The sequence below is a fragment of the Burkholderia sp. LAS2 genome, assembly GCF_018417615.1.
GTDB lineage: Bacteria > Pseudomonadota > Gammaproteobacteria > Burkholderiales > Burkholderiaceae > Burkholderia > Burkholderia sola.
On record NZ_CP071053.1, the window covers coordinates 1,534,958 to 1,558,363 of the forward strand.

24 protein-coding genes and 2 pseudogenes are annotated in these 23,406 nt (G+C 66.0%); 14 read left to right on the forward strand and 12 right to left on the reverse strand.

Going from position 1 to position 23,406, the window contains the following annotated elements; genetic code table 11:
* Positions 1-145: 145 nt before the first annotated feature.
* The 10 genes and pseudogenes from JYG37_RS27265 to JYG37_RS27310 all read left to right on the forward strand — a co-directional run.
* Positions 146-1,437 (forward strand): annotated as a pseudogene (locus tag JYG37_RS27265) (quaternary amine ABC transporter ATP-binding protein); the annotation flags it as partial.
* Entirely contained in the window at positions 1,430-2,326 is an 897-nt protein-coding gene (gene choW, locus JYG37_RS27270; RefSeq protein ID WP_021163994.1) for a choline ABC transporter permease subunit, read from the forward strand. The pseudogene JYG37_RS27265 and the gene choW, both read left to right, overlap by 8 nt.
* Before the next feature lie 108 nt (positions 2,327-2,434).
* Complete coding sequence (locus JYG37_RS27275; protein WP_050012219.1) at positions 2,435-3,433, forward strand: GlxA family transcriptional regulator; 999 nt, start codon at positions 2,435-2,437, stop codon at positions 3,431-3,433.
* A gap of 103 nt (positions 3,434-3,536) precedes the next feature.
* Positions 3,537-4,484 (forward strand): choline ABC transporter substrate-binding protein, encoded by a 948-nt coding sequence (locus tag JYG37_RS27280; RefSeq protein WP_050012220.1) that lies wholly within the window; start codon positions 3,537-3,539, stop codon positions 4,482-4,484.
* 294 nt (positions 4,485-4,778) lie between these two features.
* A complete protein-coding gene (locus JYG37_RS27285; RefSeq protein WP_124680894.1) occupies positions 4,779-5,405 on the forward strand; it encodes a trimeric intracellular cation channel family protein in 627 nt (208 codons plus the stop codon).
* Positions 5,406-5,780: 375 nt separating this feature from the next.
* A complete protein-coding gene (locus tag JYG37_RS27290; RefSeq protein ID WP_080334163.1) occupies positions 5,781-6,332 on the forward strand; it encodes a PAAR domain-containing protein in 552 nt (183 codons plus the stop codon).
* 28 nt (positions 6,333-6,360) lie between these two features.
* Positions 6,361-6,675: a M35 family metalloendopeptidase gene (locus tag JYG37_RS27295; protein ID WP_213346213.1), complete on the forward strand. Its 315-nt coding sequence runs from the start codon at positions 6,361-6,363 to the stop codon at positions 6,673-6,675.
* Positions 6,676-6,708: 33 nt separating this feature from the next.
* Positions 6,709-7,800 (forward strand): IS630 family transposase, encoded by a 1,092-nt coding sequence (locus tag JYG37_RS27300; RefSeq protein ID WP_176017029.1) that lies wholly within the window; start codon positions 6,709-6,711, stop codon positions 7,798-7,800.
* 53 nt (positions 7,801-7,853) lie between these two features.
* Entirely contained in the window at positions 7,854-8,144 is a 291-nt protein-coding gene (locus tag JYG37_RS35180) for a M35 family metallo-endopeptidase (RefSeq protein WP_213346214.1), read from the forward strand.
* Entirely contained in the window at positions 8,104-8,556 is a 453-nt protein-coding gene (locus tag JYG37_RS27310; protein WP_176016370.1) for an OmpA family protein, read from the forward strand. The genes JYG37_RS35180 and JYG37_RS27310 overlap by 41 nt, the downstream gene beginning before the upstream one ends.
* 61 nt (positions 8,557-8,617) lie before the next feature.
* Here the strand turns inward: JYG37_RS27310 and JYG37_RS27315 are convergent, their stop codons facing one another.
* Positions 8,618-9,043 (reverse strand): PACE efflux transporter, encoded by a 426-nt coding sequence (locus JYG37_RS27315; protein WP_050012222.1) that lies wholly within the window; start codon positions 9,041-9,043, stop codon positions 8,618-8,620.
* A 147-nt stretch (positions 9,044-9,190) separates the two neighbouring features.
* Between JYG37_RS27315 and JYG37_RS27320 the strand changes: the two genes are divergently transcribed.
* On the forward strand, positions 9,191-10,135 hold the full coding sequence (locus tag JYG37_RS27320) for a LysR substrate-binding domain-containing protein (RefSeq protein ID WP_124631782.1): 945 nt from the start codon (positions 9,191-9,193) through the stop codon (positions 10,133-10,135).
* Here the strand turns inward: JYG37_RS27320 and JYG37_RS27325 are convergent.
* The 3 genes from JYG37_RS27325 to JYG37_RS27335 form a co-directional block, all read right to left on the reverse strand.
* Complete coding sequence (locus JYG37_RS27325; RefSeq protein ID WP_213346215.1) at positions 10,122-11,276, reverse strand: WD40/YVTN/BNR-like repeat-containing protein; 1,155 nt, start codon at positions 11,274-11,276, stop codon at positions 10,122-10,124. The two genes, JYG37_RS27320 and JYG37_RS27325, sit on opposite strands and share 14 nt — an antisense overlap.
* Before the next feature lie 75 nt (positions 11,277-11,351).
* Entirely contained in the window at positions 11,352-11,621 is a 270-nt protein-coding gene (locus JYG37_RS27330; protein WP_213346216.1) for a ubiquitin family protein, read from the reverse strand.
* 109 nt (positions 11,622-11,730) lie between these two features.
* Positions 11,731-12,420, reverse strand: a complete 690-nt coding sequence (locus tag JYG37_RS27335; protein WP_050012226.1) for an aspartyl/asparaginyl beta-hydroxylase domain-containing protein — start codon at positions 12,418-12,420, stop codon at positions 11,731-11,733.
* Positions 12,421-12,629: 209 nt separating this feature from the next.
* Between JYG37_RS27335 and JYG37_RS27340 the strand changes: the two genes are divergently transcribed.
* Positions 12,630-12,974, forward strand: a complete 345-nt coding sequence (locus JYG37_RS27340; protein ID WP_124654749.1) for a DUF4148 domain-containing protein — start codon at positions 12,630-12,632, stop codon at positions 12,972-12,974.
* Positions 12,975-13,045: 71 nt separating this feature from the next.
* Positions 13,046-13,321, forward strand: a complete 276-nt coding sequence (locus tag JYG37_RS27345; protein ID WP_050012228.1) for a DUF4148 domain-containing protein — start codon at positions 13,046-13,048, stop codon at positions 13,319-13,321.
* A gap of 216 nt (positions 13,322-13,537) precedes the next feature.
* On the opposite strand, the gene denD is transcribed toward JYG37_RS27345, so the two are convergent.
* The 8 genes and pseudogenes from denD to JYG37_RS27385 all read right to left on the reverse strand — a co-directional run bounded on the left by denD (position 13,538) and on the right by JYG37_RS27385 (position 21,725).
* Complete coding sequence (gene denD / locus JYG37_RS27350) at positions 13,538-14,509, reverse strand: D-erythronate dehydrogenase (RefSeq protein WP_050012229.1); 972 nt, start codon at positions 14,507-14,509, stop codon at positions 13,538-13,540.
* Between the two features lie 28 nt (positions 14,510-14,537).
* The gene (otnI, locus tag JYG37_RS27355; protein ID WP_050012230.1) at positions 14,538-15,314 is read right to left on the reverse strand and encodes a 2-oxo-tetronate isomerase; all 777 of its coding nucleotides are present in this window, start codon (positions 15,312-15,314) and stop codon (positions 14,538-14,540) included.
* 75 nt (positions 15,315-15,389) lie between these two features.
* Positions 15,390-16,715, reverse strand: coding sequence for an MFS transporter (locus JYG37_RS27360; protein WP_050012231.1), 1,326 nt, complete (start codon positions 16,713-16,715; stop codon positions 15,390-15,392).
* 128 nt (positions 16,716-16,843) lie between these two features.
* Positions 16,844-17,482, reverse strand: a complete 639-nt coding sequence (gene otnC / locus JYG37_RS27365; protein ID WP_050012232.1) for a 3-oxo-tetronate 4-phosphate decarboxylase — start codon at positions 17,480-17,482, stop codon at positions 16,844-16,846.
* Positions 17,479-18,777: a 3-oxo-tetronate kinase gene (otnK, locus tag JYG37_RS27370; RefSeq protein ID WP_050012233.1), complete on the reverse strand. Its 1,299-nt coding sequence runs from the start codon at positions 18,775-18,777 to the stop codon at positions 17,479-17,481. The genes otnC and otnK overlap by 4 nt, the downstream gene beginning before the upstream one ends.
* A 19-nt stretch (positions 18,778-18,796) precedes the next feature.
* Positions 18,797-19,897: an L-threonate dehydrogenase gene (ltnD, locus tag JYG37_RS27375; RefSeq protein ID WP_311767857.1), complete on the reverse strand. Its 1,101-nt coding sequence runs from the start codon at positions 19,895-19,897 to the stop codon at positions 18,797-18,799.
* Positions 19,860-20,462: pseudogene (locus JYG37_RS27380) on the reverse strand (FadR/GntR family transcriptional regulator); the annotation flags it as partial. The pseudogene JYG37_RS27380 and the gene ltnD, both read right to left, overlap by 38 nt.
* A gap of 189 nt (positions 20,463-20,651) precedes the next feature.
* Positions 20,652-21,725, reverse strand: a complete 1,074-nt coding sequence (locus JYG37_RS27385; protein WP_050012446.1) for a GlxA family transcriptional regulator — start codon at positions 21,723-21,725, stop codon at positions 20,652-20,654.
* Between the two features lie 286 nt (positions 21,726-22,011).
* Between JYG37_RS27385 and JYG37_RS27390 the strand changes: the two genes are divergently transcribed.
* Positions 22,012-23,397 (forward strand): L-serine ammonia-lyase, encoded by a 1,386-nt coding sequence (locus JYG37_RS27390; RefSeq protein ID WP_124556351.1) that lies wholly within the window; start codon positions 22,012-22,014, stop codon positions 23,395-23,397.
* The last annotated feature ends 9 nt before the right edge of the window (positions 23,398-23,406 follow it).

Genomic DNA, 23,406 nt, shown 5'->3' on the forward strand with positions numbered 1-23,406 from the left:
GCGTGCCCGATACGGTCTGGCGCAAAACCTCATGCGCCATTCGCCGCGCTGCTGCGCACAAGTCCGGCGGGGGATGCCCGTCATTGCTGGCCGTGCGCGTATTGCGCCGCCGCAATCGGCGGCGCGGCCCGCCGGGCGGGGCTGGCGGGTGTGTCGTATTTGCGCAAGCGTTTGTCGTAATTCGTCGGCAGGCCGGGGTTTTTTCTGGCAACTATGTAGGCACGCTATGACAAGCGCGAGTCCCCGCTACACGAGGAGAAGGTTTCGATGGATGCCCCCAAGGTTGTGGTCGAAGGTCTGTGCAAGGTATTTGGAAGTAACCCGCAGCAGGCGCTCGACATGCTCGCCGCCGGCGCGACGAAGGACGATGTGCTCAAGCGCACCGGCCAGGTCGTCGGCGTGCACAACGTCTCCTTCGATGTGCAGGAAGGCGAAATTTTCGTGCTGATGGGCCTGTCCGGCTCCGGCAAGTCCACGCTGATCCGCCTCGTGAACCGGCTGGTCGATCCGAGCGCCGGCAAGGTGCTGATCGACGGGCTCGACGTCGCGTCGGCGCGCCGCTCGGCGCTGACCGCGCTGCGCCGCAAGGACATGAGCATGGTGTTCCAGTCGTTCGCGCTGATGCCGCATCGCACCGTCGTGTCGAATGCCGCGTTCGGGCTCGAAGTGGGCGGCATGGGCAAGAAGGAGCGCGAGCGCCGGGCGATGGAAGTGCTCGAGCAAGTGGGTCTCGCGCCGTTCTCGCACAAGCTGCCGTCCGAGCTGTCGGGCGGCATGCAGCAGCGCGTCGGCCTCGCCCGCGCGCTGGCCGTGAACCCGTCGCTGATGATCATGGACGAGGCGTTCTCCGCGCTCGATCCGCTCAAGCGCCGCGAAATGCAGGACGTGCTGCTGCAACTGCAGAAGGAGCAGCGCCGCACGATCATGTTCGTGTCGCACGATCTCGAGGAAGCGCTGCGCATCGGCAACCGCATCGCGATCATGGAAGGCGGCCGCCTCGTGCAGGTCGGCACGCCGCAGGACATCATCGCGAACCCGGCCGACGATTACGTGCGCGCGTTCTTCGACGGCATCGACACGAGCCGCTATCTGACGGCGGGCGACCTGATGCAGACGGGCGCCGTGCCGACCATGTCGAAGTGCGATGCCGCGAACGTCGCCGCTTCGCTGAACGGCAGCGCCGACTACGCGTTCGTACTCGATGCCGCACGCAAGATTCGCGGCTTCGTCACGCGCGAGGCGCTCGGTCAGGACACGCCGTCCGTGCGGCCGATCGAAAGCATCCGGCGCGATGCGTCGCTCGAACATGTCGTCGCGCGCGTGGTCGCGAGCCCGAATGCACTGCCTGTCGTCGACGACGACGGCTGCTACTGCGGCTCGGTCGATCGTGCGCTCATCCTGAAGGCCATCACGCGTTCGCGAGGTTCCCATGTCTGAAATGATTCCGCTCGGTACCTGGGTCGACCAGTCCGTTCACTACCTGCTCGACCACGACGCGAAGACGTTCGACGCGATCGGTCAAGCGATCGAGGGGCTCGCGGCATTCGTCGAGCATGGCCTGCAGGCGATCCCGATGTGGCTGATGATGGCGATCTTCATCGGCGTCGGGCTGTGGCGGGTGGGCTGGCGCTTCGCGCTGTTCACCACCGCATCGCTGCTGCTGATCTTCGCGACCGGCTTCTGGGACCAGACGGTCATCACGCTCGGCCTCACGCTGTCGTCGACGATCATCAGCCTCGTGCTCGGCATCCCGCTCGGCATCTGGGCCGCGAAGAGCAAGTGGGTCGCCGCGATCGTTCGCCCGATCCTCGACCTGATGCAGACGATGCCGGCCTTCGTCTACCTGATTCCGGCCGCGATGCTGTTCGGTCTCGGCCGCGTGCCGGGGATCCTGTCGACGGTGATCTTTGCGATGCCGCCCGCGGTGCGTCTCACGAGCCTCGGCATCCGCCACGTGAACCGCGAGATCGTCGAAGCCGGCCAGGCGTTCGGCTGCACGCCGTGGCAACTGCTGTACAAGGTGCAGTTCCCGAACGCGCTGCCGTCGATCATGCAGGGCGTGAACCAGACGATCATGATGGCGCTGTCGATGGTGATCATCGCGTCGATGGTCGGCGCCGGCGGCCTCGGCAACGACGTGCTCGCGAGTATCCAGCGTCTCGACATCGGCCTCGGCTTCGAAAGCGGCCTGTCGGTCGTGCTGCTCGCGATCATTCTCGACCGCATCACCGAGAGCTTCGGCCGCGCGCCGGGCACCGTGAAGGCGCCGCTGTTCTCGGGCCTCAAGCAGCTCTTTCGCGTGAAGGCTTCGCCCGCGCAGGCCTGATCTCCGGCGGCCGGACCACGCTCCTGCCGCTCACCCTGAATGGATAACGGCTCCCGCGGCTTCGGCCGCGGGGCTGGCCCTCTACAACCTCCTCGCCAGGAGACCGATGTGACGTCCGCCGTCGCCGTCGCGCCCGCCGCCTGCGTTTCACCGGTTTCGTCCCTCGCCCATTTCGGCTTCCTCACGCTGCCGAATTTCTCGATGATCGCGTTCTCGAGCGCGGTCGAAGTGCTTCGGATGGCGAACTACGTCGGGCGGGCGGATCACTACAAGTGGTCGATCTACTCGCTCGACGGCGCGCCCGCGCATGCCAGCAACGGCATCGCGGTGCGGCCCACGCAGGCGCTCGACTACGACAACCTGCCCGACGTGATGATCGTGTGCGGCGGCATCCGCATCCGCGACGTGGTCGACGCGGGCGCGCGCGATACGCTCGCGGCGCTCGCCGAACGCGGGCTGCCGCTCGGCGGCATCTGCACGGGCGCGTACGCGCTGATGTCGAGCGGCCTGCTCGACGGCTATCGCTGCACCGTGCACTGGGAGAACCTGTCCGCGCTGCATTCCGAATTTCCGCAGGTGGGCTTCGCCGACGAGCTGTTCGTCGTCGATCGCGACCGGCTGACCTGCACGGGCGGCACCGCGCCGCTCGACCTGATGCTGAACCTCGTCGGCATGCGGTTCGGCCAGCAGCTCGCCGCGCAGGTCTCCGAGCAGTTCATCCTGGAGCGCATCCGCAGTTCGACCGATACGCAGCCGATTCCGGTCGACGCGCGCGTCGGCTTCTCGCGCGCGGAGCTGATCGAGGTCGTGCGGCTGATGGAGGCGAACATCGAGGAGCCGCTGTCGCTCGAGGAACTCGCGCGGCTCGTGCGGCTGTCGCAGCGGCATCTGCAGCGCATGTTCAAGGTGTACCTGAACGTATCGCCGACCCACTATTACCTGACGCTGCGCCTGAAACGCGCACGCGACCTGCTGCGCACGACCGACGCATCGATCGCGCGCGTGACGACGGTCTGCGGCTTTCATTCGCCGTGTCATTTCAGCAAGGCATACCGCGCGCAGTTCGGCCATGCGCCGAGCTACGAGCGCCGGCTGCCGGGGCGCTGAACGGGGCAATCATTCGGTCCGCGACGTCGCCGGGATCGCGGCGCGCGGCTTCAATAAACGATCCCGGATTCAAGCAAACGACATCACTTTGAGGAGAAGCAAGATGAAGCGCCTATTGATCGCAGCGGTGTGCGGGATCGGGATGACCGCACCGATGTCGGCCGTCTATGCGGCCGATCCGCCCGTGTGCAAGAACGTGCGCTTCGCCGATGTCGGCTGGTCCGACATCGCGGCGACCACGGGCCTCGCATCGACGATGCTGCAGGGGCTCGGCTACAACCCGACGAAGACGATCGCGTCGGTGCCGATCACGTTCGCGGGGATCAAGAGCAAGCAGATCGACGTGTTCCTCGGCTACTGGTCGCCGACGATGGACCCGATCATCCAGCCGTTCACGAAGGCCGGCACGATCAAGGTGCTCGCGACGCCGAACCTGACCGGCGCGAAATACACGCTCGCGGTGCCCGACTACGTGTACCAGGGCGGCCTGAAGTCGTTCGCGGACATCCAGAAATACGCGGACAAGCTCAACGGCAAGATCTACGGGATCGAGCCCGGCAACGATGGCAACGCGCTGATCAAGAAGATGATCGACGGCAACCAGTTCGGCCTCGGCAAGTTCAAGCTGGTCGAGTCGAGCGAGGCCGGGATGCTGGTCGAGGTGAATCGCGCGATCCGCGACAAGCAGTGGATCGTGTTCCTCGGCTGGGAGCCGCATCCGATGAACGTGCAGATGAAGATCGACTACCTGACCGGCGGCGACGACGTGTTCGGCCCGAACTACGGCGAAGCGAAGGTGCTGACGGCGACGCCGCCCGACTACGCGCAGCGCTGCCCGAACGTCGCGAAGTTCGTGTCGAACCTGCAGTTCACGACGGCGATCGAGAACCACGTGATGGTGCCGATCATGAACAAGCAGGACCCGAACAAGGCTGCCGCCGCGTGGCTGAAGGCGAACCCGGACGCACTCGACAAGTGGCTGGCCGGCGTGACGACGATCGACGGCAAGCCGGGCCTGCCGGCAGTGAAGGCGTATCTCGGCGCGCATTGAGCATGACGCGTCGGGCTTTGCGGCTGCGGCCCGAAGCCTGACGTGAATGTTGAGCCGGGGTAAGCGGGGTGACCTGCTTGCGCCGGTTTCTTGCTACGTACTTCGTGCTCGCGCCGACGGCGGGCGGGCGATGCGCTAGACTGCTCGATCCCCGATCGAGGAGACGGCCATGGCCCGCAACCCGCTGGATGCATCCGGACGGCAACACGCAGCCGGCACGTGGCCGAATCACGCGACCGCTTCGGTCGACGCAGGCTGCAACCGGACCGTCCGGTGCTTCGACCATTCATTCGCATGAGGCGCATCGAGCAAGTCGTGCTGGCCGCCGATCTCGCGGGCACGGGGGTGTTCGCGATCGAGGGCGCCAATGCGGCGATCGGCGCCGGCCTCGACCTGTTCGGGGTGATGGTGCTGTCGCTCGTCGTCGCGCTCGGTGGCGGCGTGATTCGCGACCTGCTGATCGGCGCGCGGCCGCCGAGCGCCGTGAGCGACTGGCGTTATCCGGCGCTCGCGTTCGCCGCCGGGCTGTTCGCCTTCGTGTTTCATGCGCGGGTCGCGTCGTTTTCGCCGTCGCTGCTCACGACGCTCGATGCGGCCGGCCTCGCGCTGTTCGCGGTCGCGGGCGCGGTGAAGGCGCTCGAATTCCGCGTCCACCCGTTCATTGCAACGCTGATGGGCGCCGTGACCGGCTGCGGCGGCGGCGTCGTGCGCGATCTGCTGCTCGCGCGGATACCGGTCGTACTGGTCACCGACATCTATGCGAGCGCGGCGCTGCTCGGCGCGGTCGTCGTCGTGCTGTGCCGGCGACTCGGTTGCCCGTCGGTCGTCGCGGCCGTGCTCGGCGGCATCGCCTGTTTTGCGCTGCGGATGGCGGCGGTGCGGTTCGGCTGGCAGTTGCCGAAAATTGCCGGCGGGGCGTAGGCCTCCGGCTCACGACCCCTTCGTCGCCGCCGGCACGTCGAACACGCCTTTTTCTCGTGTTCAGGGCTATTCGTGTGCTGGATCGTGCTCTGTTCGAACGATCCAGAATTTGAGTAATAGAAGTACATAAAAGTTAGTTATACGAATTTCGAACTCGTATGATTGAAAGCTGCTTCCGGATCGTGAATTTTGGTGGGAGTCAATTGCATCAATTTCACGAAGGAGAATTCGGATGCAGCACAAGCAGAGAATACTTGCGTATTCATCGACTGTCGTCGGCTCATCTGCCCAGCGCGGCGGGCGGGGCAACGAGACCGTCAACTGCCAGACGGTCGTAGTGCCTGCAATCGCATGCGTTGAACGGGAGGATGGCGCATGATCCGCTACTTCCTCGCCGAAGGTGACCGAGGCGGCAGTGCGACGATCACGGAAGGCCTGCCGACCGTCACTTGTTCCAACCCGCCGCCGCGCGTGCATATCGCTACGCTCGGCATGAAAACCTACTGTACTGCTTGCGGGAAGAACGGATTTATCGCGCCGAAAGGGCCGCGATGGCCCGGAACCGGGCCGAACGGCAAACCCTGGGCGTTGAGCGGTGACGTCAACGTTTGTGGATGCAATCCGCCGCCCGTCTTTTATGCCGAGCGTGGCATGAAGATGATATTCACGACCGAGCAAGCAGCTGCATTGACTGAACCGATCCGAAATCACCCTGAATCAGCGTTCGCGGCCAACGACGAGCAATATGTCTTGTGTGATGAGCGAAGCGGTAGGCCGCTTGTACATGTTCAGTACCGCATATACACAACTTCGGGGCGGGTCTTCAGCGGTGTCACGGATTTCGAAGGAAACACCCAGCGTGTAGCCACACGTGGCGCCGAAAAACTGAGGCTCGAGATCATGGAGAATGATGACAATGCCCTGTAACGAATACGTTTGCGTTCACGATTCTGCCGTGACGAACACCGTGCAGGGTTCGAAGCTTAAGGTATTCCTGACACTCAACGGTCCGCCAATCTGCCCGGCCATGACCGACGCGGAATTCAGAAAGCTGATGATGCAACTACGCGATGAGGGCGCCGACCTGGTGAAGGAGCGGCTTGAGAGATTGGCCGAGTGGTCGCCAGAAGAGCGTAGGCGTGTCTGGACGTGGTTCGGCGCGAGCGACCACGAGATTCGCCACCGTCTTGTCACGGGGTTGACGGCCACCCTTGCAGTTATGCGGTCGCTAGTGTCCTGTTCCGTTGTTAACCGGTCTATGTTCACGTAGCATGTTGACGTCAACGGAACGGGAGACGTCAGCATGGCGATGGGACGACCGAAGGCGGAACTGGTGCTGAGCGAAGACGAGCGTTCGCAACTGACATCGATAGCGCGTTCTCGCTCGATTTCGGCTGCGCTGGTCTCGCGGGCGCGCATCGTGCTGGCGGCGGCTGACGGCGAGCCCAACAGCGCGATCGCGCAACGCCTGCAACTCACACGTACCACGGTGGGCAAGTGGCGTCTGCGGTTTCTGGAGCAGCGAATCAACGGACTCTACGACGAAGTACGTCCCGGCAAGCCACGCACCATCGACGACGAACGGCTGGCCCAACTGATTCACAAGACCCTGCACACGAAGCCGGCAGATGGATCCACTCACTGGAGCGTGCGCACGATTGCCGCCGAAACCGCCATCTCGCCGACGAGCGTGCACCGCTACTTCAAACTGCTGGGTCTGCAGCCGCACCGAAGTGAAAGCTTCAAGCTCTCGACCGATCAGTTCTTCATCGAGAAACTGCGCGATGTGGTCGGCTTGTACCTCAGTCCGCCGGAGAACGCTCTGGTGCTGTGCGTGGACGAGAAGAGCCAATGTCAGGCGCTCGAGCGCACGCAACCCATGCTGCCGATGGGTTTCGGCTACGTTGAAGGCGTCACTCACGATTACGTCCGTCATGGCACCACGACGCTGTTTGCCGCCCTGAATGTGCTCAATGGCGCCGTGCTCGCTACCTGCAAGCCGCGTCATCGACATCAGGAATTCCTGTCGTTTCTGCGCGAAATCGACAAGGCCGTGCCAGCCGAACTCGACGTGCACTGCATCGTCGACAACTACGGCAGTCACAAGCATCCGAAGGTCAAGGCGTGGCTGGCGGCACGCCCCCGCTGGCATATGCATTTCATTCCCACCTACAGTTCGTGGCTCAACCAGGTCGAACGCTTCTTTGCGCTGATCACCGACAAAGCGATCCGTAGAGGCTCGTTCGGCTCGGTCAAACAACTGGTCAAGCGAATCGATCAATTCGTCTCCCACTACAACGAAAACTGCAAACCCTTCGTCTGGACCGCGTCAGCCGATTCGATCCTCGAAAAGCTGCATCGACTTTGCTCGCGAATCAGCGGAACAGGACACTAGGTCCGGCGAACTTTCTGAGAGCTCACCCCGATCTGGATCGATCGCTTGGATGCTTGCCGACCAACAAAAATGTTGGCACTGTTGCGCACGTATGTGGTCCAGACACTGCAACGCGCACAATCAGCATCCACGAAGAATTTTGCACGATTCGTGACAGAAGCCGGGCAGCGACTTCCAAGTTGTCGACAATCATCCACGAGTGTACTCACTTCACAGATACGTTCGGAGCCGGCGATCCAAAGTATGGAATCACACGCTTTCTGCCCGAGTGGGGCCAAAATAACCCAGATATGGCTATTAAAAATGCAGACAGCATTTCGGCATATGTTATCTGGCTTGATTAGCGGCGTAGTCTTATTGTTTGTGACTGGACCTTTGTATGCTTGCGACAGTGTCGAGAGCTTGCCAGGACAAAATTTCGATCTTATGTTCGCGCAGAATTCTGCAGCGGTGAGTGTGGAGCAAGCGAAGAGACTGGAAGCCTGGGTATCGAAAATGCTGTCGCAGTTTCCTGTTCGAGAAGGTGTAGCCGTGAGTGGTGTAGCCGAGTCTGCAGAAATCGAACCCGATGAACTGTCTGTCAGAAGAGCCGAGTCCGCTCAACGGTTGTTGATGCATTTCGGGCTGAAACAGGAGCGCTACGCTGTTCACAGTTATGTCTATCAACGCATGAGTATTCAGGACAATGAGAACGCAAAACGTGCGGAGATAACATTGCTCCCCGGCTGTTCCGACCACTGTTGTATCAATAGGTAATGCATTTCGTGGCGCGACGGCGCATATCCAGGTCTTTTCCTTGCAATATGAGCCGCGTCGCTCATTTCCCCTTCGTCGCCGCCGGCACGTCGAACACGCGATCGAACGCCCACTGGAACACGAACGCGTAGCAGAAGAAGAACGCGAACAGCGCGATATCGACGACGAACGCATCGAACCACGAGATGTCGAGCCACCACGACACGACCGGCACGAGGATGAAGATCAGCCCGCCCTCGAATCCGGTCGCGTGGAGGATCCGCCGCCCGAGCGTACGCGCCGGCTGCCGGCGCGATGCTTCCCAGCGCTCGAACAGCGCATTGAAGATCATGTTCCACAGCATCGCGATCGCCGACATCGTCGCCGACAGCGCGCCCGAGTAGACGAGGTCCTGCTTGAAGATCGCCGCGATCGCGGGCGAGATGCAGGAAATGGCGATCGCTTCGTAGAGCACCGCCTGCGTGATCCTGCGCGATAGGCCTTGCACGGGGTTCCTCCGGTTCGACGGCAACCGCCGCGGCGACGTGCCGCGACGTTCCGGAAGGCTAGCCGCGTTGCGCAGCCGCTTCAATTCACCTAATCTCACCCGGATTGAATCGAATTCAACCCGGCCGCATCCGGCCCGCGAGGCCCCGTGTTCTCGAAAATTCCCCTGACCGCATTGCGTGTGTTCGAATCGTCGGCGCGGCTCGGCACGTTCAAGGCCGCCGCGGAAGAACTGTCCGTGACGCCGGCCGCCGTGTCGCACCAGATCAAGTCGCTCGAAAGCCGCGTCGGCGTGCTGCTGTTCGAGCGCGGCGCGGGCGGCGTGCGGCTGACGGAGGAAGGCGAGCAACTGTTTCGTGCGAGTCACGATGCGTTGCTGGCACTGAGCCGCGGGCTCGACGCGCTGCGTCCGGACGCGGCCGATGCGCGCCCGCTCGTGCTGACCACCACGCCCGCGTTTGCGGCGATGTGGCTGATTCCGCGGCTCGGTGCGTTTCGCCGCGTCGATCCGCACCTGCACATCAAGGTCGAAACGGGGAACACGCTCGTCGATCTCGAACGCGATGCACGCGTCGATCTCGCGATTCGCGCGACGTCGCGCAGGTTTCCCGCACTGCACGAGATTGCGTTGATCGACGAGTATTTCGGCGCGTATGCGGCCGCCGGGTTCGACGCGCATCGCGCCGACGCGCCGCTCGACCTGATCGAAACCGTGTGGGATACGCCGCTACCGGTGTCGGTCGACTGGGCGTCGTGGTGTCGTGCGGCGGGCCGCGAAGCATGGCTCGAACGCGCGGTGTTTCGCCATTACGACGACGAGCATTACGCGTTGCAGGCCGTGCTGCACGGGCAGGGTATCGCGCTGCTCAGCTCGGTGCTGGCCGCCGAGCATGTCGAGCGCGGCGCGTTGATGCCGATCGAGCCCACGGTGCGGCTCGACGGTGCGCGCTTCGTCGCACTGTGCCGGCCGGGGCGCGAGCGCGAGCCGCAGGTCAGGCGGTTTCTCGACTGGCTCGAAACGGAAATCGCAACGACGCGCGAGGCGGTGGCTCGGATGGCGCCGGATGATGCTCGCGCCGCTACCCGAACCTGACGCAATACACCGGCGGCAAATGCGCCGATACCTGTTGCCAGTGCTCGCCGCCATCATCGGACGTCCATAACCCGCCGGTCGTCGACGCCATCGCGAGGCGCGTGCCGGAATCGTCCACCGCGAGCCCGTGCCGATACACGAGGTCGTACGCTGGTGCGGCCGGCAACCCGTTCGACAGGCTCTCGAAACTGCGGCCGCCGTCGCGCGTCCGCGTGACGACGAGCCGGCCATTCACCGGAATCCGGCACGCGTCCTTCACGGCCGGCACGAACCACGCGGTATCCGGTTCGTGCGGATGCACGGCCACCGCGAAACCGAAGCTCGACGGCTGCGCTTCGATCCGGCGCCAGCGTTCGCCGCCGTCGGTCGAGCGGAAGATCGCGCAGTGATGCTGCGTCCACAGCACGTCCGGATTGGCCGCGCACTGCACGACGCGGTGCGGGTCCTGCATGTTCGGCTCGCCGCGCCGCTCGGGCGGCATGTAGTCGGCTTCCATGCCTTCGGCGGTCACGCGCCATGTCGCGCCGCCGTCCGCGGTTTGCCAGACGCCGCCGCACGAGATGCCGACGATGACGTGCCGGCTGTCGCGCGGATCGACCATCACCGAATGGATGCCCGGCGCGTCGTACCCGCCGCCGCCCCATTCGGCGCGTTCGGGGCGATCCCACAGCGGGCGGTTGAGTGCCCACGAATCGCCATGGTCGTCGGAGCGGAACAGGCCGCCGGGAATCGTGCCGGCCCACAGCACGCCGGGTTCGTCCGTGCCGCCGGCTTCGAGCGACCAGATTTGCTGAAGCGTCCACGTTGGCTGCGGCGACCCGGCAGCGGCGGCTTCATCGTCGGAATCGCCGCTGCCTGCGTGCGGATCGGCACGGGTAGGCGACGCGTCGGCGGGCTGCGGCGGATAAACCGGGGCTGCACATTCCTCCCAATCGCGGGCGCCTGCGCGCAGCCGATGCACCTTCACGCCGAAATGGCCGAGATTGAGCGCCGCATACAGCGTGCCGTCGCGCGGGTCGGCAAGCGCCATGCTGACGGGCTCGCCGATGAAATGCGGTTCGCCGGGCGTCCAGCCGTCATGACCGTCCGGTTGCAAGACGAACAGGCCCTTGCGGGTGGCGACGAGCAGTCGATCGTTCATGTCGGATGTCTCCGGATGGTCAGCCTTGGCGCGACGGCGCTTGGTATCGGGGAATGCGCCCGTGCATCCGTCCCTTTATCCGCCGGTCAGCGCCTGCACGACATACACGCGGCTGGCGGCACCGAGCGCATCGGACAGGTATTGCCGGTCGCGGATCGGCTGGCCGTCGATGAATACCGACAGGTGCTTTCGCAGCGCGCCCTGGTCGTCGACGATGTAGCCGCGCAGCCGCGGCTGCTCGCTGAAAATGGTGTCGAATGCTTCGCCGACCGTATGCGCGTCGATGTCGCGCTCGGGCGTTTCGACATGCCGCTGGATCGACGCGGCGAAGAAGAGGTGCGCCATGGCGGTAGCTGGCAGGAGCCGCACGAGGGGACGGCTTGTAGTTTAGGCGATCCGGCGGGCGCCGAAAGGCGGAACGCAGCCGCCGTGCGCGGCGTGGGTGGCGTCCTCGCTAAACCGGAATCGACCGCCCCCTGATCCGGATCCCGAGCCGCACGACGCCGATCACCGCATTCGACAGCCACATGAGCCAGCGCGGCATCCCGCGCCGGCGGATATCGAGCAGCAGCACGATCCGCACCGCGTCGCTGTCGTTCCACACCTCATGCGTGAACGTGTCGTCCCACAGCAGGAAGCGGCCTTCGTCGAGCCGGTATTCGCGCCCGTCGACCTTCAGCACGGCGGCCGGCGTGCCGTCCGCGCGGGTCGGCATCGACAGCACGAGATACCCGCGCAGGATGCCGCGAAACGGCCCGCGATGCGGCGGGATGTGCTTGCCGGGCGCGAGGAACGACAGCGACGCGGACAGCACGTCCGGCGACGCCGCGACGAGCGACGCGACGGTCGGGCAGCGCGACAGGTTGCGTGCAAACGGTTGGCCGTACGCCTGCATGATGAACATGCGCCAGTCGCGCGCGTCGTTGGCCGAGATGTCGTACTGCTCGCGCATGATTTCGTGAAAGCGCGGGATGCGCGGCATGTCGCGTGCGACGTCGAGCGCCTCCGCACGGATCGAGGGCCACGCGCGCACGAAGCGCTCGGCATCCGGGAACGCGGCCGCGTCGAGCACCGCGCCGCTGTCGATATGGCGGTCGTACAGCCTGCGCAGCAGGGCGGCTGCATGGTCGTAAGCGGCGGACATGGTCGATCGAGGGGCGGTCCGGATGAAGTGGTGGTCAGTCTGCCCGAAGCACGACGGGCACTGCGTTACGTCAGGTTACGCCGGCTGACGAATGAATGACAGTTTCATGAATGTTGGGTCGGCGCGAATGGAAAGCCGGGAATAAACCGCGCCTCTCCGTCGTCATACGGGTGTAGCACATCGTTTCGTTGACTGATGAAGGAGTGAACATGAACACGCACTGGCTGGTGGCCGCCACGGTAGCGGCGATTTCTCTCGCAGGTGTCGCGACGCAAGCGTCGGCACAGGCGCTCACGCGCGAACAGGTCCGGCAGGAACTCGTCGACGCGGAAAACAACGGGCTGCGCTTCGTGACCGATACGTCGTATCCGGACGTGAGCCCGCTGTTCCAGCACCAGGCCGATCGGATGCCGCAGCGGCAGGCGAGCACGGCGGTCGGCGGCGATCCGGCCATGTCGTCCGAAGCGGGCAAGCCGGCGACGATGTCGCCGCGTCGAAGCGCCGCCGCATGCGTCGGCCCCGCGAGTTTCTGCACGATCTATTTCGGAAGCTGATCCACCCGCCTGCATCCGCAGGTCACGCCTGTCCCGTGGTTGATCGATACGTCACATTGAAGGAGTCCATGATGAAAACATATATCGCACTACTGATGATGATCGGAGCGATCGTCGGTCAGTCGGCATTCGCGCAATCGGCCGCGCCGCTGACGCGTGCGCAGGTTCGCGACGAACTGATCCGCGTCGAAGCGGCCGGGTACGACCCGGCGAAGGGCGAGGACGGCGCGTATCCGGCCGATATCCAGGCCGCGGAAGCGAAGCTCGCGGAACAGGACCGCGCGCGGCTGGCGGTGTCGGCCACGCGGGAGGCCGGACCCGGCATGCCGGCGCAGGTCGCCAACTAGGTGCCGGCATGTACCCGTGTTGCGCGAGACCGTCGGCGTCGCGGCGGAACGCGGCACGTGCGCAGCGTGTCGTGCGGAGACGAATCGTGGAGAGGGGTGTGCGGTGTCGACGCGGCGCCGATGCGCCTTTCATGCAGGCGGGCGGGGATGCAACGCGCGTCGTTGCGCGTCGGGGAATCGGTCAGGCCGCGTCGATGCGGCCCGACCCGGCGTCAATCAGCGCCGTTCGTCCGCGATATGACTGCGGATCACGTCCGCGAACGACGTGTCGCCCTTCAGCCCGAGCGCTTCCGCGCGCGACGTATCCCAACGGCCCGGCCAGCTCCCGACGATCTTCTCGACGCGTTCGTCGGGCACATGGCGGATCAGCTTCACGACCTCGTCGCCCGCGACGTCGCGCAGCGCCGCGATCATCTCGTCGACCGACACCGACAGCCCCGGCAGGTTGATCACGCGCTTGGTGCCGAGCGTCGCGCCGTCGATCTCGCACCCGGCGACCAGCGCTTCGATCGCGCCGCGCGGCGACAGCAGCCACAGCCGCGTCGAGCCGGGCACCGGGCACACGCTTTCCTCGCCATTCAGCGGCTCGCGGATGATGCCGCTCGCGAACGACGACGCGGCCGCGTTCGGGCGGCCGGGCCGCACGCTGATGGTCGGCAGCCGCAGCACGCGGCCGTCGACGAAGCCGCGTCGTGCGTAGTCGCACAGCAGCAGTTCTGCGATCGCCTTCTCGGCGCCGTACGACGATTGCGGATTCAGCGCGGTGTCGTCCTGCACGACGTCGGGCAGCGCGCCGCCGTACACCGCGACGGAGCTCGTGAACACGACGCGCGGCTGGTGGCCGCGCGCGCGGCACACTTCGAGCAACGTGCGTGATGCATCGAGATTGATCCGCATGCCGAGATCGAAATCGGCTTCGGCCTGCCCGCTGACGATCGCCGCGAGGTGGAAGATTGCGCCCGTCCGCGTGTCGATCGCGCTTTCGAGCACCGCGCGATCGGCGATGTTGCCGACGATCGACGTCACGCGCGCATCGCCGAAATCGCTGCCCTGGACGACGTCGAGCAGCACCAGTTCGTCGATCTTCTCGATGCGACCGTCGGGGCCGGTGAGGTCGCCGCGCTCGAGCAGCTTGCGTGCGAGACGCTGGCCGAGAAAGCCGGCGCCGCCGGTGATCAGTACTTTCATGTTCTTGACCCTCTGGGAAATACGGGAATTACAGGTATGTCTCGAGCCAACCGAGACCTTCCGACGTGCCGGCCTTCGGCCGATACTCGCAACCGATCCAGCCGTCGTAGCCGAGCGCGTCGATCAGCGCGAACAGATACGGGTAGTTGAGTTCGCCGACGTCCGGCTCGTGGCGTTCGGGCACGCCCGCGATCTGGATATGGCCGATGCCCGCGAAATCGCGCTTGAGCTTCATCGCGAGATCGCCTTCGACGATCTGGCAGTGGTAGCAGTCGAACTGCACCTTCAGGTTCGGCGCGCCGACTTCCGCGCGGATCGCCTGCGCGTCGTCCTGGCGGCTCAGGAAATAGCCGGGCATGTCGCGCGGGTTGATCGGCTCGATCAGGATCGTGACGCCGTGCGCGGCGGCGGCCTGCGCCGCATGACGCAGGTTCGTCAGATACGTATCGCGATGGCGTGCGCGGTCGGCGCCCGGCGGCACCATGCCGGCCATCACGTGCAGCTTCTTGTTGCCGATCACGCGCGCATAGTCGAGCGCTTGGTCGATGCCGCGGCGAAATTCGTCCTCGCGGCCCGGCAGCGATGCAATGCCGCGTTCGCCCGCGGCCCAGTCGCCCGGCGGCGCGTTGAACAGCGCCTGTTCGAGGCCGTGCGCGTCGAGGCGCGCGCGGATGTCCTCGGCGGCGAAGTCGTACGGGAACAGGTACTCGACGGCCTTGAAGCCGTCGCGGGCGGCAGCGCCGAAGCGGTCGAGAAACGCATGCTCGGTGTACATCATCGAGAGGTTGGCGGCGAAGCGTGGCATGGCAGCGGGTCCTGTGAATGAATGGGGCGGGGCGCCGCGCGCCCCGCGTCGAATGATGAATCGGCCGGCGGCGGATCAGCGGTTCACGAGCTTGGGCGGCGTGAGCCACACGGCGATCGCGCCGATCACGAGCATCGCCGCGAGCACGTACATGCCGGACGCAGTGCTGTGCGTGGCGTCCTTCAGGTAGCCGATCACATACGGGCTCGCGAAACCGGCGAGATTGCCGACCGAGTTGATGATCGCGATCCCGGCGGCAGCCGCGGAGCCCGCGAGGAACGCGGTCGGCAGCGACCAGAACAGCGGCGCGCAGGTCAGCACGCCGCCTGCCGCGAGCGACAGGAACACGATCGACACTGCCGTATTGTGCGAGTACGACGCGGCGACCGCAAACCCGACCGCGCCCATCAGCGCCGGCACGATCAGGTGCCAGCGGCGTTCGCGGCGCTTGTCCGCGCTGTGGCCGAACAGGTTCATCACGACGATCGCGACGACGAACGGAATCGCCGACAGCAGGCCGATCTGCAGCGTATCGGTGATGCCGGTCGATTTGACGAGCGTCGGCATCCAGAACGTGAGCCCGTACTGGCCGGTGACGAATGCGAAGTAGATCAGCGACATCCACCACATGCGCGGGTCCGAGAACACGGCCTTCAGCGAATGGCCGTGCTGCTGCTGTTCCTGCGGCTGCGCGGCGATTTCGTCCTCGAGCAACTGCTTCTCGCGCTCGTCGAGCCACTTCGCGCCGCGGATGCTGTTGTCGAGATACAGGATCGTCGCGATGCCGATAAGCACGGCCGGCACGGCCTCGATCATGAACATCCATTGCCAGCCGTGGAAGCCCGAGCCGCCGTGGAAGCGCTCCATGATCCAGCCCGACAGCGGGTTGCCGAAGATGCCCGACACCGGAATCGCGGACATGAACACCGCGATGATCTTCGCGCGGCGATGCGACGGGAACCAGTACGTGAGGTACAGGATCACGCCCGGATAGAAACCGGCTTCCGCGAGCCCGAGCAGGAACCGCAGCACGTAGAACTGCGTCGGCGTCTGCACGAACGCGAACAGCGCGGACAGCAGCCCCCACGTGATCATGATCCGTGCGATCCAGATGCGCGCGCCGAGGCGGTGCATCAGCAGGTTGCTTGGCAGTTCGAACAGAAAGTAGCCAAGAAAGAAAATCCCCGCGCCGAGGCCGAATACGGTTTCGCTGAACGCGAGATCCTGCGACATCTGCAGTTTGGCGAAGCCGACGTTCACGCGGTCGAGATACGCGACCACGTAGCAGAGCATCAGGAACGGCACGATGCGCCAGAACACTTTCTTGTAGGTGCGGTCGAGTTCGCCCGATTGGGCGGCCGCGGCGGGCGAGCGGCTTGCGGCCGCGTCGAGAGCAGTCATCGTCGTCTCCAATGATGTTATGTGCCGGCGGCGCGTACGCCGCCAGTCGTGTGTGCTGACGGAAAGGCCCGCGCACACGGCGGGTAGATAAATCGATACGGACTACTGCATGATCGGGTCGCGGTGCGTTACCAGCGCGCGCCGAAGCTCTGGCGCAGTTCGTCGAGCGCGGCGTCGGACAGCGGTTCGGGCTTCGGGTTCGTCATCAGCCACAGCCGCGCGGTTTCCTCGAGTTCCTCGAGTGCATACGACGCGTGCGATACCGAAGGCCCCCACATCACCGGGCCGAGGCGATCGAGCAGCACGCCGCGCACCCGGTCGGCCAGCGCCGCGACTTCGGCCGCGACGGCCGGGTCGCCGGGGCGGCGGTAACGGATCAGCGGAATGTGGCCGACCTTCATCACGTAGTACGGCGTGATCGGCGGCAGCACGTCGGTATCGCGCCACACGCCCGCGAGCGTCAACGCGACGAGATGCGTCGAATGCGTGTGGACGACGCCGTGCGCCTCCGCGTTGCGTGCGTAGATGCCGCGATGCAGCGCGAGCGTCTTCGACGGCTTGCCGCCCGATACGGGCTGGCCGTCGGCGCCGACCTTCGCGATGTCGTTCGGGTCGAGCCGGCCGAGGCACGCGTCGGTCGGCGTGATCAGCCAGCCGTCGTTCAGACGCGCGCTGATGTTGCCGGCGCTGCCGACCGCATGGCCGCGCGCATACAGGCTCGCGCCGACCACGCAGATCTCTTCGCGCAGTTTTGCTTCGTCGCTCATCGTGCGGCTCCATCCAGCGCGCGCAGCGCCTTGTCGAAAAAGTCCGTGGTGCCGAAGTTGCCGGATTTCAGCGCGAGGCCGAGCGGCTGCGTGTCGATGGTGGCCGTGGCCGGCACGCCCGGATCGATTTGCGCGCCGATCTGCAGCGACTTCACGTCGAGCGCCTGCACGACGGCGCCGGACGTCTCGCCGCCCGCGACGACGAACTTGCGCACGCCGAGCTCGCGCAGCCCGCGGGCGATCGCCGCGAGCGTGCTTTCGACGAGACGGCCGGCCGCGTCGACGCCGAGCGCCTGCTGCACGGCCTTCACTTCGTCGGGCGTGGCGGTTGCGTAGATCAGCACGGGCTGCGGCAGGTGCGAGCGCGCAAAGGCGAGCGCTTGCTCGACGACGGACTCGCCGCGCGACGCCGCGAGCGGATCGATGCGGAAGCTCGGCCGCGTCGCGCGCCACGCGGCGACCTGCGCGTTGGTGGCCTTCGATGCACTGCCGGCGAGCACGGCCGACGGGCCGTCGATGCGCGGCAGCGATGCCGCGTTGTCGCGCTCGGGCAATTGCTCCGCGCGGCGGAAATTCGCGGGCAGGCCGAGCGCGATGCCGGAGCCGCCGGTGACGAGCGGCAGGCCCGCGCATGCTTCGCCGAGGACGTAGAGGTCGCGGTCCGACAGCGCGTCGGCAATCGCGAAGCGCACGCCTTCCGCGCGCAACTGGTCGATCCGCGCACGCACGGCGGCCGCGCCGAGCGCGATCGTGTCGTAGCGGATCAGGCCGACCGGCGACTTCGTCTGCCGTTGCAGCACGCGTACGAGGTTCGCGTCCTGCATCGGCGTGAGCGGATGATGCTCCATCCCCGATTCGTTCAGCAGCACGTCGCCGACGAACAGGTGGCCGCGATAGATCGTGCGGCCGTTCTCGGGGAACGCCGGGCACGCGATCGTGAAGTCGCCGCCGGCCGCATCGAGCAGCGCGTCGGCCACCGGCCCGATGTTGCCCGCGTCGGTCGAGTCGAACGTCGAGCAGTACTTGAAGAAGAACTGGCGGCATCCTTGCGTGCGCAACCATGCGTACGCGGCGAGCGATTGCGCGACGGCGTCGGCGGCGGGGATCGTGCGCGACTTCAGCGCGACGACGATCGCGTCGGCGTCGGCGATCGTGTCGGTCGCGCCGTCGGCGGGCACGCCGATCGTCTGCACGGTGCGCATGCCGCTCTTGACGAGCATGTTCGCGAGATCGGTCGCGCCAGTGAAATCGTCGGCGATGCAGCCGAGCAGGGGACGGGAAGCGGAAGCGGTCATGGCAGGCACGTCGTTCGAATCAGCGGGCGGGCGGCAGCGTGATGCCGGGGAAAGTCTTGATCACGGCGGAATCGTCCTCGCCGCCGTGGCCGGCGCTCGACGCGCTCATGAACATCTGGTGCGCGGTGGCGGAGAGCGGCAGCGGGAATTTGCTGCGGCGCGCGGTATCGAGCACGAGGCCGAGATCCTTCACGAAGATGTCGACGGCCGACAGCGGCGTGTAGTCGCCGTTCAGGATGTGCGGCACGCGGTTCTCGAACATCCACGAATTGCCCGCGCTGTGCGTGATCACGTCGTACAGCGCGTCGGCGTCGACGCCTTCGCGCAGGCCGAGCGCCATCGCCTCGGCGGCGGCCGCGATATGCACGCCGGCCAGCAACTGGTTGATGATCTTCACTTTCGAGCCGATGCCGTGCGCGTCGCCGAGACGGTACACCTTGCCGGCGATCGCGGCGAGCACGTCCTCGCAGCCCGCATAGGCGGCGGCCGGGCCCGACGTCATCATCGTCATCTCGCCGGAGGCCGCGCGCGCGGCGCCGCCGGATACCGGCGCGTCGAGCATCTGCAGGCCGGCCGCTTCGATGCGCGCGCCGAGCGCGACCGCGAATTCGGGCGCGACGGTCGCGCTCGCGATCACGACGCCGCCCGGCTTCATCGCGGCGACCGCACCGTGTTCGCCGAACAGCACCGTTTCCGTTTGCGCGGCATTGACGACGAGCGTGACGACGACGTCGCACTGCGCGCCGAGTTCGGCCGGCGTCGCGCACGCGATGCCGCCTTCGGCGGCGAACGCCTGCAGCACGGTGTCGCGCACGTCGCATGCGTGGACGCGCAGGCCGGCGCGCAGCAGCGAGCGTGCGACGCCGAGGCCCATCGCGCCGAGGCCGATGACTCCAACATTTCGTGACATGGTCAACCTTGATCGATTCGGGAGAGGTTCGTGACGGCGGCGCTGCCAGGAACGGCCGCGACCGCCGGCTTCAGCAGATGCCGGCTTCCGCGAGACGGCGGGCGGCGTTGTACATGTGCGTGCGCGCCGCGTTGCGGGCGGCCATCGGGTCGCGCGCGCGGATCGCGTCGGCGATCGCCGCGTGCTCTTCGCGCACCTGACGCGAGAAATCCTCGCGCGTCGCTTCGTTGCTGCGCGTGACCTTCACGCCGGCTTCGAGATACTGGTTCAGGAATTGCAGCGTCTTCAGGAAATACGGGTTGCCGGTGACGGCCGCGATCGTGCGGTGGAATGCGACGTCTTCCGCGACGCCGTCGCGCCCTTCGGCAACGGCTGCGTCGATCTTGCGCAGCGCGTCGTCGATGTCGGCCATGTCGTCGGCGGTGTGGTGCAGCGCGGCCTCGGCCGCGACTTCCGCCTCGATCGCGCGGCGCACCGCGAGCAGATGCGGCAGCGAGCTCGCCTCGACGGCTTCCGCGTAGTCGATCCGCAACGGCCGGATCGCGCCGTGCTGGTTCACGAATACGCCGCTGCCCTGGCGCGGCTCGACCACGCCTTCGTTCTTCAGCCGCGAGATCGCCTCGCGGATCACGGTGCGGCTCACGCCGAATTCCTGCGCGAGCACGGCTTCAGTCGGCAGCTTGCCGGTGGCCGAGAAGCTGCCCACTTCGATCTGCTTGAGCAGTTGCTGCGCGACGTGGTCGCTCATCGCACGGGCGGGAATTTTCTCGAACATGATGCTCAGGTTTGTAAGGTGATGTGGTCATCATACAAATTTGAGCGAGCATCAGCATCCGGGATAACCCTCGTTCAAGAGAGGTAACGTCGGCTAAATTGATTGGAACCGGTTCCAAAAGAACGGAAACCGACGCGAACATGCGTCGTTCTGCAATCGATCAGGGAAGGGGCTGGCTGCCCGGCCCCGTCACTCGGCGATGTCCTCGACGGGGTCGGCCGACGCGTCGGGCATCGCGGCCACTTCGGCCACGTCGCCGCCGCGCTCGCGATAGGTCGCCGGCGGCACGCCGAACTGCTTGCGGAATTCGCGCCCCAGGTGCGACGCATCGGCGAATCCGCAGCTCGACGCGATATCGGCGACCGTGCGGTCCGAACTCGTCAGCAGCCACGCGGCCGTGCGCAGCCGCACCTGCTTCGCGAAGGCCTGCGGGCTCCTGCCGGTCTCGGCCTTGAACAGCCGTTCGAGCTGCCGCGTCGACAGGTCGAGCTTGCACGCGAGTTCCTCGAGCGGCAGCGCACGCCCGACGTGCTGTTCCATCAGAAGAATCGCGCGCTTGACCTTCGGGTGCGTCGCCGGCTCGAGCCCCGGCGGATGCGGCTGCGGCGCATTGCCTTTCTGCATCTCGCCGACGAGCAGGATGCGCAGCGCCTTCTGCACGGTCGCGTGATCGAAATGGCGCAGCAGGATCGCGGCGGCGACGTCGATCGACGCGCGGCCGCCCGAGCACGTGATCCGGCGCCGGTCGATCACGAACAGCCGGTCTGCGATCAGCAGGTCGGGATCGGCGGACGGAAAGCGCTCGATGAAATCCCAGTAATGGAACCAGCTCACGCAGGTGCGGTAGCCGTCGAGCACGCCGGCGCGCATCAGCGTGAACACGCCGGTGCAGATGCCGACGACCGTCGCGCCGCCCGCCGCCGCGCGGCGGATGAACTCGAGCGTTTCAGGGCCGGCCTGCGGCCCCGAATGCAGCAGCCCGCCGACCACCACCACATAGTCGAACGGCTCGGCCGCGTCGAACGTCTCCCACGGCGTGATCTGGATCCCGCAGCTCGCGCGCACCGGCGCGAGCGTCTCGCCGATCACGCTCCACGCGCAGCGCACGGGCTTGCTGTAGTCGCCGTCGTCGGCCGACAGCCGCAGCATGTCGACGAAGCCGGAGAAGGCCGTCAGCGTGAAGTTCGGCAGCAGCACGATGCCGAAGCGGATGCGCCGCGGCGCGGGTTCTGCGAGGGGGGAAGCGGGTACGTCGGGGGTCATCGCGGCCAATCTCGTCACGCCGGGCAGGCGGTCTCACTCGTTTCACACTGTTTGCGGGTTGCGGCTGCCGGAGGCGGCGCGGATGCAGCCAGCGTCGCCGATCGGCCGCGGCCGGACTTGTGGTTTTTCGTCGCGAACCATCGCCAAAACGCACTTTCGGGCCGGCCGGCACGGCGCTTGGCGGCGGTATCCCACGCCGATGCCGTTTTTGTTCTATCGGCCGATTTTACGCTTTGATGTACTGGTGCCCAACGACATTTCACGCATGCAACCCAAAGGAAGCCAGATGAACGTCAGCGCGTTCGACCTGTTCAAGATCGGCATCGGCCCGTCCAGTTCGCATACGGTCGGCCCGATGATCGCCGCGTGCCGCTTCGCGTCGCACGTCGAGGACGCGAACCTGCTCGGCTTCGTGCGCCGCGTGCGGGTCGAGCTGTACGGCTCGCTCGGCGCGACCGGCAAGGGCCACGGCACCGACAAGGCCGTGCTGCTCGGCCTCGAGGGCCACCTGCCCGACACGATCGATCCGGACCTGATCGAGCCGCGGCTGGCCGCGATCCGCGCGGAGAAGTCGCTGTCGCTGCTCGGCAAGCAGACGGTGCGCTTCGACGAGAAGGAACACATCGGCTTTTATCGCAAGCTGATGAGCGGCACGAGCATCGTGCATCCGAACGGGATGCGCTTCCAGGCATTCGACGAGCACGGCCAGCTGCTGGTCGAGAAAGAGTATTACTCGGTCGGCGGCGGCTTCGTCGTGAACCGCGACGGCGATCGCGTGAACGGCGTGCGCGCGGCGGTCGAGGTGCCGTATCCGTTCCGCACCGGCGACGACCTGATGCGCCAGTGCCGCGAGCACGGGCTGTCGATCGCCGAACTGATGCTGCGCAACGAAAGCGCGCTGCGCCCCGCCGACGAAGTGCGCGCCGGGCTGCTCGCGATCTGGCGCACGATGGCCGCCTGCGTCGAGCGCGGCTGCAAGGTCGAGGGCGACCTGCCGGGACCGATGCGCGTGAAGCGCCGCGCGGCCGAACTGAACGGCCGCCTGCGTTCGCGTTCCGAAGAGTCGCTGCGCGACCCGCTGTCGATGCTCGACTGGGTCAACCTGTATGCGATGGCCGTGAACGAGGAAAACGCGGCCGGCGGCCGTGTCGTCACCGCGCCGACCAACGGCGCGGCCGGCGTGATTCCCGCGGTGCTGCACTACTACGTGAAGTTCGTGCCGGGCTCGAACGAAGCCGGCATCGTCGAATTCCTGCTGACGGCCGCGGCGATCGGGATCATCTACAAGGAAACCGCGTCGATCTCCGGCGCGGAAGTCGGCTGCCAGGGCGAAGTGGGCGTCGCGTGCTCGATGGCCGCCGCCGCGCTCGCCGCGGTGATGGGCGGCACGCCCGACCAGGTCGAGAACGCGGCCGAGATCGGCATGGAGCACAACCTCGGGATGACCTGTGACCCCGTCGGCGGGCTCGTGCAGATCCCGTGCATCGAGCGCAACGCGATGGGCGCGATCAAGGCGCTGAACGCGTCGCGCATGGCGCTCAAGGGCAACGGCCAGCACTACGTATCGCTCGATTCCGTGATCAAGACGATGCGCGAAACCGGCGCCGACATGAAGACGAAATACAAGGAAACGTCGCGCGGCGGCCTCGCCGTGAACGTCATCGAATGCTAACGAAGGATC